The 13,179-nt window shown below is 69.5% G+C and carries 10 protein-coding genes; 3 read left to right on the top strand and 7 right to left on the bottom strand.

The window, feature by feature from the left end; all coding sequences use genetic code 11:
• Nucleotides 1–191 precede the first annotated feature (191 nt).
• The 4 genes from IAE24_RS20565 to IAE24_RS20550 form a co-directional block, all read right to left on the bottom strand.
• Nucleotides 192–1,184, bottom strand: coding sequence for a Bug family tripartite tricarboxylate transporter substrate binding protein (locus IAE24_RS20565; protein ID WP_012204371.1), 993 nt, complete (start codon nt 1,182–1,184; stop codon nt 192–194).
• Nucleotides 1,185–1,263: 79 nt separating this feature from the next.
• Nucleotides 1,264–3,117: a dihydroxy-acid dehydratase gene (gene ilvD, locus IAE24_RS20560; RefSeq protein ID WP_185070543.1), complete on the bottom strand. Its 1,854-nt coding sequence runs from the start codon at nt 3,115–3,117 to the stop codon at nt 1,264–1,266.
• A 245-nt stretch (nt 3,118–3,362) separates the two neighbouring features.
• A complete protein-coding gene (gene ccoG / locus IAE24_RS20555; protein WP_199962384.1) occupies nt 3,363–4,832 on the bottom strand; it encodes a cytochrome c oxidase accessory protein CcoG in 1,470 nt (489 codons plus the stop codon).
• Between the two features lie 136 nt (nt 4,833–4,968).
• Entirely contained in the window at nt 4,969–5,502 is a 534-nt protein-coding gene (locus tag IAE24_RS20550) for a hypothetical protein (RefSeq protein ID WP_012204368.1), read from the bottom strand.
• A gap of 253 nt (nt 5,503–5,755) precedes the next feature.
• On the opposite strand from IAE24_RS20550, the gene IAE24_RS20545 reads away from it, so the two are divergent.
• Nucleotides 5,756–6,727, top strand: coding sequence for a DUF2157 domain-containing protein (locus IAE24_RS20545; protein ID WP_034398293.1), 972 nt, complete (start codon nt 5,756–5,758; stop codon nt 6,725–6,727).
• Nucleotides 6,724–8,379 (top strand): GDYXXLXY domain-containing protein, encoded by a 1,656-nt coding sequence (locus IAE24_RS20540; protein WP_199962385.1) that lies wholly within the window; start codon nt 6,724–6,726, stop codon nt 8,377–8,379. The genes IAE24_RS20545 and IAE24_RS20540 overlap by 4 nt, the downstream gene beginning before the upstream one ends.
• Nucleotides 8,380–8,386: 7 nt before the next feature.
• On the opposite strand, the gene IAE24_RS20535 is transcribed toward IAE24_RS20540, so the two are convergent.
• The 3 genes from IAE24_RS20535 to IAE24_RS20525 all read right to left on the bottom strand — a co-directional run bounded on the left by IAE24_RS20535 (nt 8,387) and on the right by IAE24_RS20525 (nt 12,443).
• The gene (locus tag IAE24_RS20535; protein ID WP_199962386.1) at nt 8,387–9,502 is read right to left on the bottom strand and encodes a CaiB/BaiF CoA transferase family protein; all 1,116 of its coding nucleotides are present in this window, start codon (nt 9,500–9,502) and stop codon (nt 8,387–8,389) included.
• A 157-nt stretch (nt 9,503–9,659) separates the two neighbouring features.
• Nucleotides 9,660–10,664, bottom strand: coding sequence for a Bug family tripartite tricarboxylate transporter substrate binding protein (locus IAE24_RS20530; protein ID WP_199962387.1), 1,005 nt, complete (start codon nt 10,662–10,664; stop codon nt 9,660–9,662).
• A gap of 75 nt (nt 10,665–10,739) precedes the next feature.
• Nucleotides 10,740–12,443, bottom strand: coding sequence for an acyl-CoA dehydrogenase family protein (locus tag IAE24_RS20525; protein ID WP_199962388.1), 1,704 nt, complete (start codon nt 12,441–12,443; stop codon nt 10,740–10,742).
• A 136-nt stretch (nt 12,444–12,579) separates the two neighbouring features.
• Here IAE24_RS20525 and IAE24_RS20520 point away from each other — a divergent pair.
• A partial coding sequence (locus tag IAE24_RS20520) for a LysR family transcriptional regulator (RefSeq protein ID WP_233630783.1) occupies nt 12,580–13,179 on the top strand: 600 nt, incomplete at its 3' end.

Below are 13,179 nucleotides of genomic sequence, written 5' to 3'. Positions count from 1 at the left end.
GGTATTTTTCTGAGGCCGGGTCTCGGCCCGGCGGCCGACTGCCCTTTCTTGATTCGCCAAGAAAGGTCAGATCAAAGAAGGCGACCCGAATGTCCGCGACCCTCCGCTTCGCGGCGGGCAACCTGCGTCGTGGCGACTGCGGGGGTGGGCATGGAGCGGGCCTTCGCTTCGCTCGGCCCGTTTTGTTCTTTTCAGCCCTCTGCTGTGAATCCCACGCGCTTGACGATGGGGCCCCATTTGGCGAGTTCGGACTGCAGCAGCGCGGCCAGTTCGGCGGGGGTGGAGGATTGGGCGTCCAGGCCGAAGGTAGCCAGGCTGTCCACCACGTCGGGCGTGGCCAGGGCCTTGCGCATGTGGCCGTTCAGGCGCTGCACGGTCTCGGCGGGTGTCTTGGCGGGCACGAAGAAGGCGAACCATTCGCTGTGCGCCATGTCCTTGTAGCCCTGCTCCACCAGCGTGGGCACCTGGGGTGCGAAGCGGCTGCGCTTGGCGCCGCTGACGCCCAGGATGCGCATCTTGCCGCCGGCCAGGTGCTGCAGCATGTCGCCCACGGGGCCGCAGACGGCGGAGACGTTGCCGCCCAGCATGTCCAGCAGCGCGGGCTGGGTGCCGCGGTAGCCGGCGTGCTTGAAGTCCACGCCGGCATGCTGGCCCAGCAGGGCGCCGATGAAGTGCGGGGTGGAGCCGGGAGCGGGCGAGCCGAAGTTGGCGCCTGCGGGGTTGGCCTTGGCCCAGGCGAAGAATTCGGGCACGGTGGTCACGCTGGCGGGCACGGCGGGGCCGACGGCAAAGCCGAAGTCGAAGATGCAGCCCACGGTGACCGGCGCCAGGTCGGCCACCGGGTCATAGGGCAGCTTCTTGTAGATGTGCGGGTAGATGGACAGCATGGACGTGGGCGTCTGCAGCAGGGTGGCGCCGTCTGCGGGCCGGCCCTTGACGTAGCTGATGGCGATCTGCCCACCCGCGCCGGTGCGGTTTTCCACCACGGCGGTCTTGGCATAGCCCGACAGCTTGGTGCCCACGCGGCGGCAGATGGCGTCCGAGGTGCCTCCGGCCGCGAAGCCGGTGATGATGTTCAGGGTCTCGATGGGGCCCTGGGCCTGCGCCCAGGCCTGCTGGCCCAGGCTGGCCAGCAGCGCACCCGCTCCAGCGGTGCCCAGCCATTGGCGGCGGTCGATGTTCATGCGTATGTCTCCGGTTGAAATTGAAACTCTGAAAAAACAGTGGGGGAACAGCGGGGAAATGCGTGCCAGCCCGGCGGCTTCAACTGTCGTCGCGCAGCCAGACCACCTGGCCCGAATGCGTGACCGCACCCTGGTGGGCCGGGCGCACGGTGAGCGCGTATTTTTCCAGCACGCCGCCCAGCGGCGGGGCCTGGCGGCGCGCGGCGGCTGATTGTTCCAGACGTGCGGCCAGTTCGGCCTCGCCGATTTCCACCGTGATGCTGCGCGCATCGGCGCGGGCGTCGATGGCGATGAGGTCGCCGTCGCGCAGCGCGGCAATGGGGCCGTTGTCGGCGGCCTCGGGGCCTGCGTAGCCGATGCACAGGCCGCGCGTGGCACCAGAGAAGCGCCCATCGGTCAGCAAAGCCACCTTGTCGCCCATGCCCTGGCCATACAGCAGCGCCGTGATGCCCAGCATCTCGCGCATGCCGGGGCTGCCGCGCGGGCCTTCGTTGCGGATGACGATGACATCGCCCGCCGCATACTGCATGGCCTGCACGGCGGCCTGGGCCTGTTCCTCGGACTCGAAGACGCGCGCGGGGCCCCGGTGCACCAGGGTCTTGAGGCCGGCCGTCTTCAGCAGCGCGCCATCGGGGCAGAGATTGCCCTTGAGCACGGTCAGGCCACCGTCGCGCGTGATGGGATTGCCGGGCGTGCGCACCACCTCGCCATCGGGCGGCGCGGCATCGGCCAGTTCTTCGGCCAGGGTGCGGCCCGTGAAGGTGAGCGCATCGCCGTGGACAAAGCCCTGCTCCATCAGCGTGCGCAGGATCACGCCGGCGCCGCCGATGTAGTACACGTCGCGCGCCAGGAAGCGCCCGCCGGGGCGCAGGTCGGCGATCAGCGGAGTGCGCGCGAAGATCTCGGCCACGTCGTCCAGGTGGAAGCGGATGCCGGCCTCATGCGCGATGGCCGGCAGGTGCAGGGCGGCATTGGTCGATCCGCCCGTGGCGCTGACCACGGCGCAGGCATTCTCCAGCGCCCGGCGCGTGATGATGTCGCGCGGCAGCGGGCCGCCGCCTTCGGCGCTGGCCCACACGGCCTGCATGAGCTGGCGCGCGGCGCGGCGCATCAGCGGTGCGCGCTCGCTGAACACGGCGGGCACCATGCTGGAGCCGATGGGCGCCAGGCCCAGCGCCTCGCTCACCATGCCCATGGTGTTGGCCGTGAACTGGCCTGCGCAGGCGCCGGCCGTGGGCAGGCAGGCGCGGCTCATGGCCTCCAGGTCCTGCGCCGTGGCGGTGCCGGCCAGCACCTGGCCGATGGTCTCGTAGGTATCGACCACGTTCAGGTCGCGCCCGTGCACGCCGGGCGCCTGTCCCGGCAGGGCCGAGCCGCCATGCACGAAGACGCTGGGCACATTGCAGCGCACCATGCCCATCATCAGCCCCGGCAGGTTCTTGTCGCAGGCGCCGATGGCGAAGATGCCATCCCACTGGTGGCCGCGCACCGAGGCCTCCACGCTGTCGGCGATCAGCTCGCGCGAGACCAGCGAAAACCGCATGCCCGAATGCGCCATGGTCAGCCCGTCGCTGACCGACACCACCGGGCATTCATGCGGCGTACCGCCCCCGGCATAGATGCCGGTCTTCGCATGCTGGGCCTGGTCGCGCAGGTTGAGGTTGCAGGGGCTCATCTCCCCGCCCGTGTGGAACACGCCGATGTGCGGGCGCTCTATGTCTTCGTCGTCCTGGCCCAGGGCATGCAGGAAGCTGCGCGTGGTGGCACGGATGGTGCCGGAGCGGATCAGGGCGGAGCGAAAGGGCGTGGGCTTGGGCGTGGCCGCTGCCGGGCTGCTGCCGGTGGTGCTGGTTGTGGTGGTGGAGGCGGCCAGCGATGCGGAGGCGCTGGACTCGGAAAAGACGTTGTCGGGGGAGGCAGGTTTCTTGTTCATACGCGGGACGGAAAACAGCCGCCCACCATAGCGGGGTCTGCGGATTTCCCTATGAGCATTTACACCAGATCGTGTCGCCCGGGAGTCGCCTGGGCGGCCGCCCTTCGGCACCAGATGGACGGAAAAAAAGGCCCCGGAACAAACTTCCGGGGCCTCAAAACCGATGCCAGCCCGCGCTGCAGCGGACCAGGCATCGTGCACAACAACTGCGCTGTACTCCTGAATCAATCCATCCAACCGGCCCCTCAGCGCGGCACCAGGAACGTGCTGTGCGCCTGCTTGGAAAGCGCCGGATCACCCACCGCCGTGGCCGTGATCTCCACGCCGTGCGAGCCAGGGCCGGCCGCGCCATAGGGCGCCTGCAGCCGCACCACGACCCAGCGGTCCTGGGCCGCGCCCACGTCCACCTCGGTCTCCGAAGCCACGCGCAGGCCCTCGATGCCCGAGGCCGACAGCACATAGTGCTGGTCCTGCTCCGTGGCATTGCCGATCTGCACGCGGTAGATGTTCTCGATCTGGCCGCCGGCCACGATGCGCGACAGCGTGCCCCGGTCGCGCACCACGTCCACCTTCAGCGGCGTGCGCAGCGCCAGGCTGGCCACCATGGCCGTGGAGATGGCCACCAGCGCCGTGCCGTAGATGAGCACGCGCGGGCGGAAGATGCGGCGCACCAGCTCGCTCTGGCGCCAGCCCCGGGCCACGCCGTTCTGCGTGGACAGGCGAATCAGCCCGCGCGGGTAATGCATGCGGTCCATGACGCTGTTGCAGGCGTCGATGCACAGGCCGCAGCCGATGCATTCGTACTGCAGGCCGTCGCGTATGTCGATGCCCACCGGGCAGACCTGCACGCACAGCGTGCAGTCGATGCAGTCGCCAAGCCCCTGGGCCCGGTAGTCCACCCCCTTGTGGCGCGGGCCGCGCGATTCGCCGCGTGCGGTGTCGTAGGTGACGACCAGGGTGTCCTTGTCGAACATGGCGCTCTGGAAGCGCGCATAGGGGCACATGTGCTTGCAGACCTGCTCGCGCAGGAAGCCCGCGTTGCCGTAGGTGGCCAGCGCATAGAACAGCACCCAGAAGATCTGCCATGCGCCGGTCAGCGCCAGCACCTCGGGCAGCAGGCTGCGGATGGGCACGAAGTAGCCGACGAAGGTCAGCCCCGTCCACAGCGAGATCAGCAGCCACAGCGCATGCTTGCCACCGCGCCGCGCGATCTTCTCCGCGCCCCAGCCGCTGCCGTCCAGCCGCAGCCGCGCGCTGCGGTCGCCCTCCAGACGGCGCTCCACCCACATGAACAGCTCGGTGTAGACCGTCTGCGGGCAGGAAAAACCGCACCACAGCCGCCCGGCCACCGTGGTGAACAGGAACAGCGCCAGTGCCGAGACGATGAGCAGCACCGCCAGGTAGATGAAGTCCTGCGGATACAGCAGCCAGCCGAAGACGTAGAAGCGCCGCTGCTCCAGGTCGAACAGCAGGGCCTGGCGGCCATGGATCTGCAACCAGGGAATGCCATAGAAGAACAGCTGCGTGAGCCAGACCATGGCCCAGCGCCAATGGGTGAAGCGCCCCGTGATGGAGCGCGGCTGGATCTTCCTGCGCGATTCGAACAGCGGGGAATCCGCGCTGGCGTCGGTGATGGGAATCACCTTGCGTGGCGCGGGCCGCGGCCGGGAGGCTGCGGCGGTTTCATCGGGAAGCGGTTTCGGTCGTTCTGACATGCGGGGCCCTCGCCCCGGCCGGTGCGCCCTTGATGCGGGCTTGTCATGAATTGCCGGGGACTGCCTGGACTATGCCCAGCGCCCTGCCCTGGCGGTAGCAGCAGATGCAGCGGATTCGACCGTATCAGATGGCGGTTCAGGCCTGCGGCGAGCGCAGCGCCGCAACGGCAAGCCGCAGTCCCCACAGCACCAGGCACAGACCCAGCAGCGCCGTCAGCGTGCCGATGCGCACATCGGCCTGGAGCACGCCCCAGCGGCTGAAGATCTCCGTCCAGTCATGGTCGCCGCCGCCCACCAGCGGCAGCACCTGGGCACGCGCGTCCTTCATGTAGTGGGCCACGTTCATGAGGCTCTCTCCCAGCCACATCAGCGCGGCAATCCAGCCCGTGCGCTGGCCCTGCCTGTGGAAATGGCGCATGAACAGGGCCGGGAACAGCAGCTGGAACAGCGTGCCGCCGTAGACCGAGAGATGCTGCGAGAACAGGGCCACCAGCGGATGCCCGGCTTCGTGCAGTGCCAAGTTGGCGTTGTCCAGCAGCAGCAGCCAGTGACCCTGGCTGAAGAAGTGGCCCCAGATGATCCAGGCGGCAAAGGCCGTCAGCGCGATGGCGGCAGGCCGGGTGACCGGCTGCCACTCGATCTGCCCGTCCAGCGCATCGCCGCGCTTCATCGCGCCTGCCCTGCAGGTTGTGGGTGCGGATGCAGATGCGGGTGCGTTTGCGCACCGGGGCAAAGGGCAGGCAGGAAAGGCATGGCGGCAGGATTGGGATAAGCAGCAATGGCAAGAGGATGGCAGGACTCTGGCCGCGATCTTCCCACGGCTCCCCCGGCTCGCCGGAATGCCGTCCTGCGCCGCCATCCATGCACGCGAGGTTCTGGCACAGTCGGGCATCCGACTCTTCAAGCCAAGGAACGTCCGCACCATGAACCTGCGCCCCCTATTGCATGACCTTGTCCGCCAACATGGCCTGGACCGCAAGGCCGCCGTGCAGCTGTTTGCACTGGCGGGATTCGAGCAGGAACCGGCCGCCCTCAGAACACGCCTGTGGCCCGTGGTGGCCTTGCTGGGCGCGGCGCTGGGCGGGCTGGGCATCGTGCTGTGGATTGCCGCCAATTGGGAGAGCATGGGCCGCATGCAGCGCTTTGCCCTGCTGCAGGGCTTTGTGCTCGTGATGTGTCTTGGCGCGGCATGGCGCGCGGCGGCGCGCGTGCCGCTGTCGGTGCTGGCGCTGCTGGGCACGGGTGCGTTGTTCGCCTTTTTCGGGCAGACCTACCAGACGGGAGCGGACCCCTGGCAGCTGTTTGCGCTGTGGGCAGCGCTGACCCTGCCGCTGGCCCTGGCGGCGCGCAGCGATGGCGTCTGGGTGCCCTGGGTGGTGGTTGCCATGACGGGCATTGCGCTGTGGGCGCAGGCCCATACGCCGCAGTTCTGGGAGGTGGAGTCGCGCGACCTGGGCGTGCATGCCGTGGCCCTGGGCGCCGCCCTTGCCGTCACCGCGGTCATGGCACCGGCCCTGCGGCGCTTCACGGGCGCCGGGCTGTGGGCCTTGCGCGGCGCGGGCGCGCTGGCGCTGGCGATGATCACCTCCACCGCCATCAGCGGGCTGTTCCACAGCACGGTGGCGCCGCAGTACCCGCTGGGGCTGGTGCTGCTGGCAGGCGCGGCGGCGCTGGCGGGCCTGCGCAGGCATTTCGACATCTTCCTGCTCAGCGGTGCGGCGCTGGGCCTGAACGTGCTGCTGGTGTGCGGCCTGGTCTATCTGCTGCTGGAGAAACTGGGGGCGGACTTCACGGGCATGCTGCTGCTCGTCGGCCTGGGCGCTGCGTGCCTGCTGGCGGCCACGGTCAGCCTGGTGCTTCGAATGTCACGCAACGCGGAAGGAGGCCTTCAATGAGCCACGAACACGACACCCTGCTGCGCCAGGCCGTGGACCAGGGCATCCTGCCGCCTGCCGCCTTGCAGGACCGCCGCCCTGCCGCCAACGACCGCCATTGGGCGGTGGTGCTGCTCACGGCGCTGGGCGCCTGGCTGGCCCTTCTGCCCTTGCTGATTCTGTTTGCGTTTGCCCTGTCCGACTGGATAGAGCGCGGCGCCGGCACCTATGTGATCGGCGCCATGATGCTGGCCGCAGCCGTGGCCGTGCTGCGCGCCGAGGAGCTGCCCGTCTTCCTGGAGCAGCTGGCCCTGCCTGCCATGCTGACCGGCGCCGGCCTGCTGGGCTTTGGCCTGGCGCGCGACCTGTCGGGGCAGGCTGCGGGCGCGATAGGCCTGGCCATTGCGCTGGCCTGCACGGCCGCCATTCCAAGGCCCTGGCTGCGCGTGTTGCTGGGCGCCGCCTGCGCACTGCTGTTTTGCACCATGCTCTGGCCGGACAACGATCCATCCACCCTGTACGCAGGCCTGCCGACCTGGGTCATCGTGCATGCGGCGCTGCTGCTCTGGATGCTGCTGCTGGCAGCCCAGTGGCGCGCGCTGGGGCAGTCTGCGGCACAGACCCGCATGGCGGCGGCGCTGGAGCCCTTTGCCACGGGCTGGCTGCTGGCGGTGCTGGCTGGCCTGGCCTTTCTGTCCGGCAGGAGCTTCATGGTGGCCGGCGTGCTGGGCGGCGGCCTGGCGGGCGAGCTGGCGCAGGAAGCCGCCCCGAACATCTCCATGGGCGTTCTGACGCAGGCCGGCTCGGCCGTGCTGGCCCTGGCAGCCGCCTGGTTCGCCCAGCGCGCATGGCCCACGCTGCGGCAGCCGCGCGCCGCCGTGGCTGCCGTGGTGCTGGCCGTGCTGAGTGCCTTTCTGCCCTGGCTGGGCGCCTGCCTGCTGGCGCTGGCGGTGACCGGCACCAGCGGCCGCTGGCGGCAGGCCGCAGCGGCCGCCCTGGCTGCGGCCTGGATCGTGGGCAGCTTCTACTACCAGCTGGCCTGGCCACTGGCCACCAAAGCCATGGTGCTGGCCGGCTGCGGCGCCTTGCTGGGCCTGCTGGCCTGGGCAGGGCCGCGCGCCGCATCCCTGCCAGGCAGCGCAGAGACCGCCGCCGCATCGGGCGCCATGCCCCTGCAGCGCTGGGCGCCGTGGCTGGTGGTGCTGACGGCGGCCTGCACGCTGGCGGTGGCCAATATCGGCATTGCGCAGAAGGAACGCACCATCGCCCAGGGCCGCAAGGTGTTCGTGGAACTGGCGCCGGTGGACCCGCGCTCCCTGATGCAGGGCGACTACATGCGCCTGAACTTCCGCCTGCCTTCCGAGGACAGGGACGTGGAGAAAGAGAACCTGCGCAGCGGACGCCTCTACGCCATCGGCAAGCTCGATGAACAGGGCGTGGTGCAGTGGCTGCGCACCGGCACGGCCAGCGAGCCGCTGGCGCCCGGCGAGCAGCGCTTTGAACTCACCCCGCGCGGCGGCCGGTGGACGCTGGTGACCGATGCCTGGTACTTCCGCGAAGGCGATGGCCAGCGCTGGGAGCAGGCCCGCTACGGCGAGTTCCGCGTGGAGCCCGACGGGCGTGCGCTGCTGGTGGGCATGGCTGACGCGCAACTGCGCCCCATCGTGCCCTGAATGCAGCTCACTCGAAACTGTCGCCCTCGGCCAGCGGCGCATGCCGGTAGCTGGCCGGCGTGCGACTGAGCTTGACGGGCGCGCCCAGGCCCCGGTAGCCGCCCTCCATCTCCACCACCATCTCGCGGTGCAGGGTATGCGGGTGGTTGAGCGCCGCGTCCACGCCCAGCACGGGCGCGGCGGGCACGCCGATGGCCATCAGCGCATCGGCCAGCGCGGGGCCGTCGCAGGACTGCAGGGCCTGCTCCAGCAGCGGCTTGAGCGCATCGCGGTGGTAGGAACGCTGGCCGGCCGTGGCAAAGCGCTCGTCGGCCACCAGTTGCGGGCATCCCAGGTGCTCGCACAGCAGGCGGAACTGGCGGTCGTTGCCCACGGCCAGGAAGACCGGCGTGGTGCCCGTGGCAAAGCTGTCGTAGGGATAGATGTTGGGATGGGCGTTGCCCGAGCGCCCCGGCGTCCTGCCGCTCATGAACCAGTTGCCCGCATGCGGGTGCAGCAGCGAGATGCCGCTGTCGTACAGCGAGACATCGACCAGCTGGCCCAGGCCGCTGCGCTGGCGCTCCTGCAGCGCCAGCAGCACGCCGATGACGCCGTTCATGCCCGTGACCATGTCCACCACGGGCAGGCCCACGCGCAGCGGATCGCCGCCGGCCTCGCCGTTGACGCTCATCAGCCCCGTCATGGCCTGGATGGCCGCGTCATAGCCGGGCCAGGCGCCCAGCGGGCCATCGGTGCCGAAGCCGCTGACGCGGCACCAGATGAGGCGCGGAAAGCGCTCGCGCAGCTGCTCCCAGCCAATGCCCCATTTCTCCATGGTGCCGATCTTGAAGTTCTCCACCACCACGTCGGCCTGCTCCATCAGCGCCAGCACGGCCTGCTGGCCTTCGGGCTGGGACAGGTCCAGGAACTGCAGCCGCTTGTTGCGGTTCAGGCCCCGGTAGTAGGAAGAGACACCGTCCTGGAACGGCGGCCCCCAGGCGCGCGTATCGTCGCCCTGCGGCGGCTCCACCTTGAGCACGTCGGCACCGTGGTCGCCCAGGATCTGGCCGCACAGCGGGCCACCAAGAATGCGGGAGAGGTCGAGGACACGGATGCCCTGGAGGGCACCATTGGCTCTGCTCATAAAGTTTCTTTCTTCATTGGCACAACGTGCAAGACTGGCGTGTTTCAAGCCACTGGGGCGCCCAGCAAGGGCCGCCCCGCAGCGAAGGCGCCGTCCCACTCCCGCGTGCGAGAGAGGGGGAAGCGGCGTAGCCGCTCAGGGGGTGTTCTCCATCTATTCAATCCAGTTTGGCGCCGGAGGCATCGACCACGGCCTTCCATTTCGTGACCTCCTGCGCGATGAAGGTCGACAGCCCCGCTGGCGACAGATCCGATGCCGGCTCCAGCCCCTGGTCGGCAAAGGTCTTGCGGATGCGCTCGCTGCCCAGGGCCTTGCGGAAGGCCGCGTTCAGCGTCTCGATGCGGTCGGCCGGCGTGCCGGCCGGTGCCACCACGCCGAAGAACACGCTCACGTCGTAGCCGGGCAGGCCCTGCTCGGCGATGGTGGGGATGTCGGGCATGGCCTGGGAGCGCTTTTCCGTGGCCACGCCAATGGCCTTGAACTTGCCGGCCTTGATGTAGGGCATGGCGGTGAGGATGTCGGTGAAGGTCATGTTCACCTGCCCCGCCAGCAGGTCGTTGAGCGCCGGGCCCGTGCCCTTGTAGGGAATGTGCTGCAGCGAGGTGCCGGCCATCTTGTTGAACAGCACGCCGGCCAGGTGCGAGGAAGCGCCGTTGCCCGAGGACGCATAGTCCAGGCTGCCCGGCTTGGCCTTGTCCTGCGCAATCAGCTCCTGCACGGTGGTGGCCTTGGTGGCCGGGTTCACCACCAGCACGTTGGGCAGGTGGCCCACGCGGATGATGGGCGCGAAGCTGGTCTGCGGGTCGTAGTTGATCTTGCGGTACAGGTGCTTGTTGATGGCCAGCGGCCCCGAGGTGCCGAACATGATGGTGTAGCCGTCGGTCCTGGCGCGGGCCACGAAGTCGGCGCCGATGTTGCCGCCTGCGCCGGCCTTGTTCTCCACGATCACGCTCTGGCCCAGCGTCTCGGTCAGCGCTATCGCCAGCGTGCGGGCCATGGCGTCCGTGGGCCCGCCGGGCGGGAAGGGAACGACAAAGCTGATGGGCCGCTCGGGAAAGCGCTCGGCCAGGGCGGCGGCCGGCAGCGCGGCGGTGGCGGCGAGCGCACAGGCCCACAGGAATCGGCGTTTCTGGAAGGACGGCTTCTGGTCAGTGCAAGGCATGGTGTTTGTCTCCGGTACTTGTGCGGTCATCCCTGTGGACGGGATGTGTGTTCTGGGTCGGTGCGGTCGATGGGCTCAGCGTGTCCAGCCTTCGGGCAGGTCCCCTGCCGCCAGCGGGTCGCGCGGCAGCACGCGGTGCAGCAGCACCAGCTGGGCCCAGCGCATGCGTTCGGCGCTGCTGGTGCATGAGGCCTCCCAGGCCATGGCCGTGGCCGTGAAGCAGTGGTACAGGCCCGAGGCGGCGGCGCGCGCCAGGCGGTCACCGCCCTCCTCGGCCGCGCGCAGGGCCAGGGCCGCAGCCTTGTCCATGCTGGCCGACAGCGCGGCCTTGAAGTCCGTGGCCGCCTCGGTCTGGGCCAGCAGCTGGGCCGCGTGGTCGCGCAGCACGGGCAGCGAGCCTTCGCGCTTGATGGCGCGGATCACGTCCAGCGCCACGATGTTGCTGGTGCCTTCCCAGATCGATCCCAGGTGGGAGTCGCGCACCAGGCGCGGGTCGCTCCACTCCTCGATGTAGCCGCATCCGCCGCGCACTTCCATGGCGTCGCCCGTGACCTTGCGCGCGTCGCGGCAGGCGCGGAACTTGATCATGGGCGTGAGGATGCGCAGCAGGGCGTAGGCGCCGTCTTCGCCTGCGTCCGAACGCTGCAGCGCCTGGGCCGTCTGCAGCACCATGGTGCGGGCCTGCTCGGAGTAGATGCGCAGCTTGTCGAGCTGGCGCTGCATCAGCGGCATGTCCTGCAGGGCCTTGCCGAAGGCGCGGCGCTCGCGCGCCACGTACTCGGCCTCGGCCACGGCGCGGCGCATCAGCCCGGCCGAGCGCACGCCGTTGGACAGGCGCGAGTTGTTGACCATGTCGGCCATCTGCACGAAGCCCCGGCCCTGCTCGCCCACCAGGTAGGCGACGGCGCCGTCGAGCACGATCTCGCCGCTGGCCATGGAGCGCGTGCCCAGCTTGTGCTTGAGGCGCACGATGCGGTAGTGGTTGGCCGAGCCATCGTCCAGCCGGCGCGGCAGCAGGAACAGCGAGATGCCCTTCATGCCCGCTGGCGCGCCCTCCACGCGCGCCAGCACCATGGCGAAGTCGGCATCGGGGTTGGAGCAGAACCACTTGTCGCCCGACAGGCGCCAGCTGCCGTCGGCGGCCGGGCGGGCCAGCGTCTGGGTGTTGGAGATGTCCGAGCCGGCCGCCTGCTCTGTCATGAACATGGCGCCCTGGGCCTGATCCTCGAAGCGCAGCTGCGTCATGCGCGGCCAGTACTTTTCGACCAGGGCCGGCTCGCCGTACTTGCGCAGCGTGCGCGCCAGCGAGTCGGTCATGGACAGCGGGCAGCACAGGCCGAACTCGGCCTGCACGAACAGATAGGTCAGCGCGTACTTGGCCAGCGGCGGCAGCTTGCCATCCCAGCCCAGCACGCCCGTGCGGTGCGACATGACGGCCAGGCCGAACTCGCCATAGGCCACGCGCTCCATCTCCACATAGGCCGGATGCTTGACGATGCGCTGCGCATCGCGCCCCGTGCGGTCGCGGTGCTCCAGCTCGGGCGGGTTGCGGTCGGCGGTCAGTGCCCATTCATCGATCTCGCGGCCGGCCAGCGCGCCCATGCGCTCCAGATAGGGCTGCAGGTGCGCGTTCACCTCGGGCGGCAGGTACAGCGCCAGCAGCGGCTGCAACTGCGAATCGGTGGTGTACAGGTTGCTGCCGTGGCGGTCGGGCACGGCCTGGAAAGCCTGGGCGGGGGAAGACTGCATGGCGGCCAGCGCCTGCGGTTCGGGGTTCATGGTCTGTCTCCTGTGCGGGAACCGGGCCCGGGCGCATGGGCTCCGGGTCTTGGGGATGCCCCCATTCTTGGAAACAGTCCTATTCGAGTCAAATATCGATAACGTATTGATCAATAGTCAAACCGGATAGAACGCCATGGAGCTGAGACAACTGAGGTACTTTCTGGTGCTGGCCGAGGAGCTGCACTTCAGCCGCGCAGCCCAGCGCCTGTCCATCTCCCAGCCGCCGCTGAGCGTGGCCATCCGCCAGCTGGAGGAAGAGTTGGGCGCCCAGCTGTTCGAGCGCACCAGCAAGGAGGTGCGGCTCACGGCCGCCGGCAAGCACCTGCGCGTGCAGGCCCAGGACATCATGGAACAGGCCCAGCGCGTGCGCCAGGACATGCGCGCCATCGCCGACGGCGTGCAGGGCCGCATCCGGCTGGGCTTTGTGGGTTCGGCCATCTACCGCGGGCTGCCCGAGGCGCTGGAGAGCTTTCGCACCCGGCACCCGCTGGTGCGCATCGACATGCTGGAGCTCAATAGCGCAGAGCAGATCGCCTCCCTGCAGCAGGAGCGGCTGGACCTGGGCCTGCTGCACGCCACGCGCCCCGCGCCCGGCCTGCAATCACACACCCTGGTGAGCGAGCCCTTCATGGCCTGCCTGCCCGCAGGCCATGCGCGGGCCGGCCCCCCCCCCCCGGGGGGGGGCCCCGGGGGGGGGGGGGGGGGGGGGGGGCCCCGGCCCATCAATTTTGGG

It is taken from the genome of Delftia sp. S65, from assembly GCF_016516495.1.
GTDB lineage: Bacteria > Pseudomonadota > Gammaproteobacteria > Burkholderiales > Burkholderiaceae_C > Comamonas > Comamonas acidovorans.
This window is presented reverse-complemented; position numbering and strand designations above follow the sequence as displayed.

Excerpts from the sequence above, each read along its gene's own strand:
- ccoG (WP_199962384.1), bottom strand. The coding sequence starts at position 4,832 with ATGTCAGAACGACCGAAACCGCTTCCCGATGAAACCGCCGCAGCCTCC.
- IAE24_RS20535 (WP_199962386.1), bottom strand. The coding sequence starts at position 9,502 with ATGAGCAGAGCCAATGGTGCCCTCCAGGGCATCCGTGTCCTCGACCTC.
- ilvD (WP_185070543.1), bottom strand. The coding sequence starts at position 3,117 with ATGAACAAGAAACCTGCCTCCCCCGACAACGTCTTTTCCGAGTCCAGC.
- IAE24_RS20565 (WP_012204371.1), bottom strand. The coding sequence starts at position 1,184 with ATGAACATCGACCGCCGCCAATGGCTGGGCACCGCTGGAGCGGGTGCG.
- IAE24_RS20530 (WP_199962387.1), bottom strand. The coding sequence starts at position 10,664 with ATGCCTTGCACTGACCAGAAGCCGTCCTTCCAGAAACGCCGATTCCTG.
- IAE24_RS20525 (WP_199962388.1), bottom strand. The coding sequence starts at position 12,443 with ATGAACCCCGAACCGCAGGCGCTGGCCGCCATGCAGTCTTCCCCCGCC.
- IAE24_RS20545 (WP_034398293.1), top strand. The coding sequence starts at position 5,756 with ATGAACCTGCGCCCCCTATTGCATGACCTTGTCCGCCAACATGGCCTG.
- IAE24_RS20550 (WP_012204368.1), bottom strand. The coding sequence starts at position 5,502 with ATGAAGCGCGGCGATGCGCTGGACGGGCAGATCGAGTGGCAGCCGGTC.
- IAE24_RS20540 (WP_199962385.1), top strand. The coding sequence starts at position 6,724 with ATGAGCCACGAACACGACACCCTGCTGCGCCAGGCCGTGGACCAGGGC.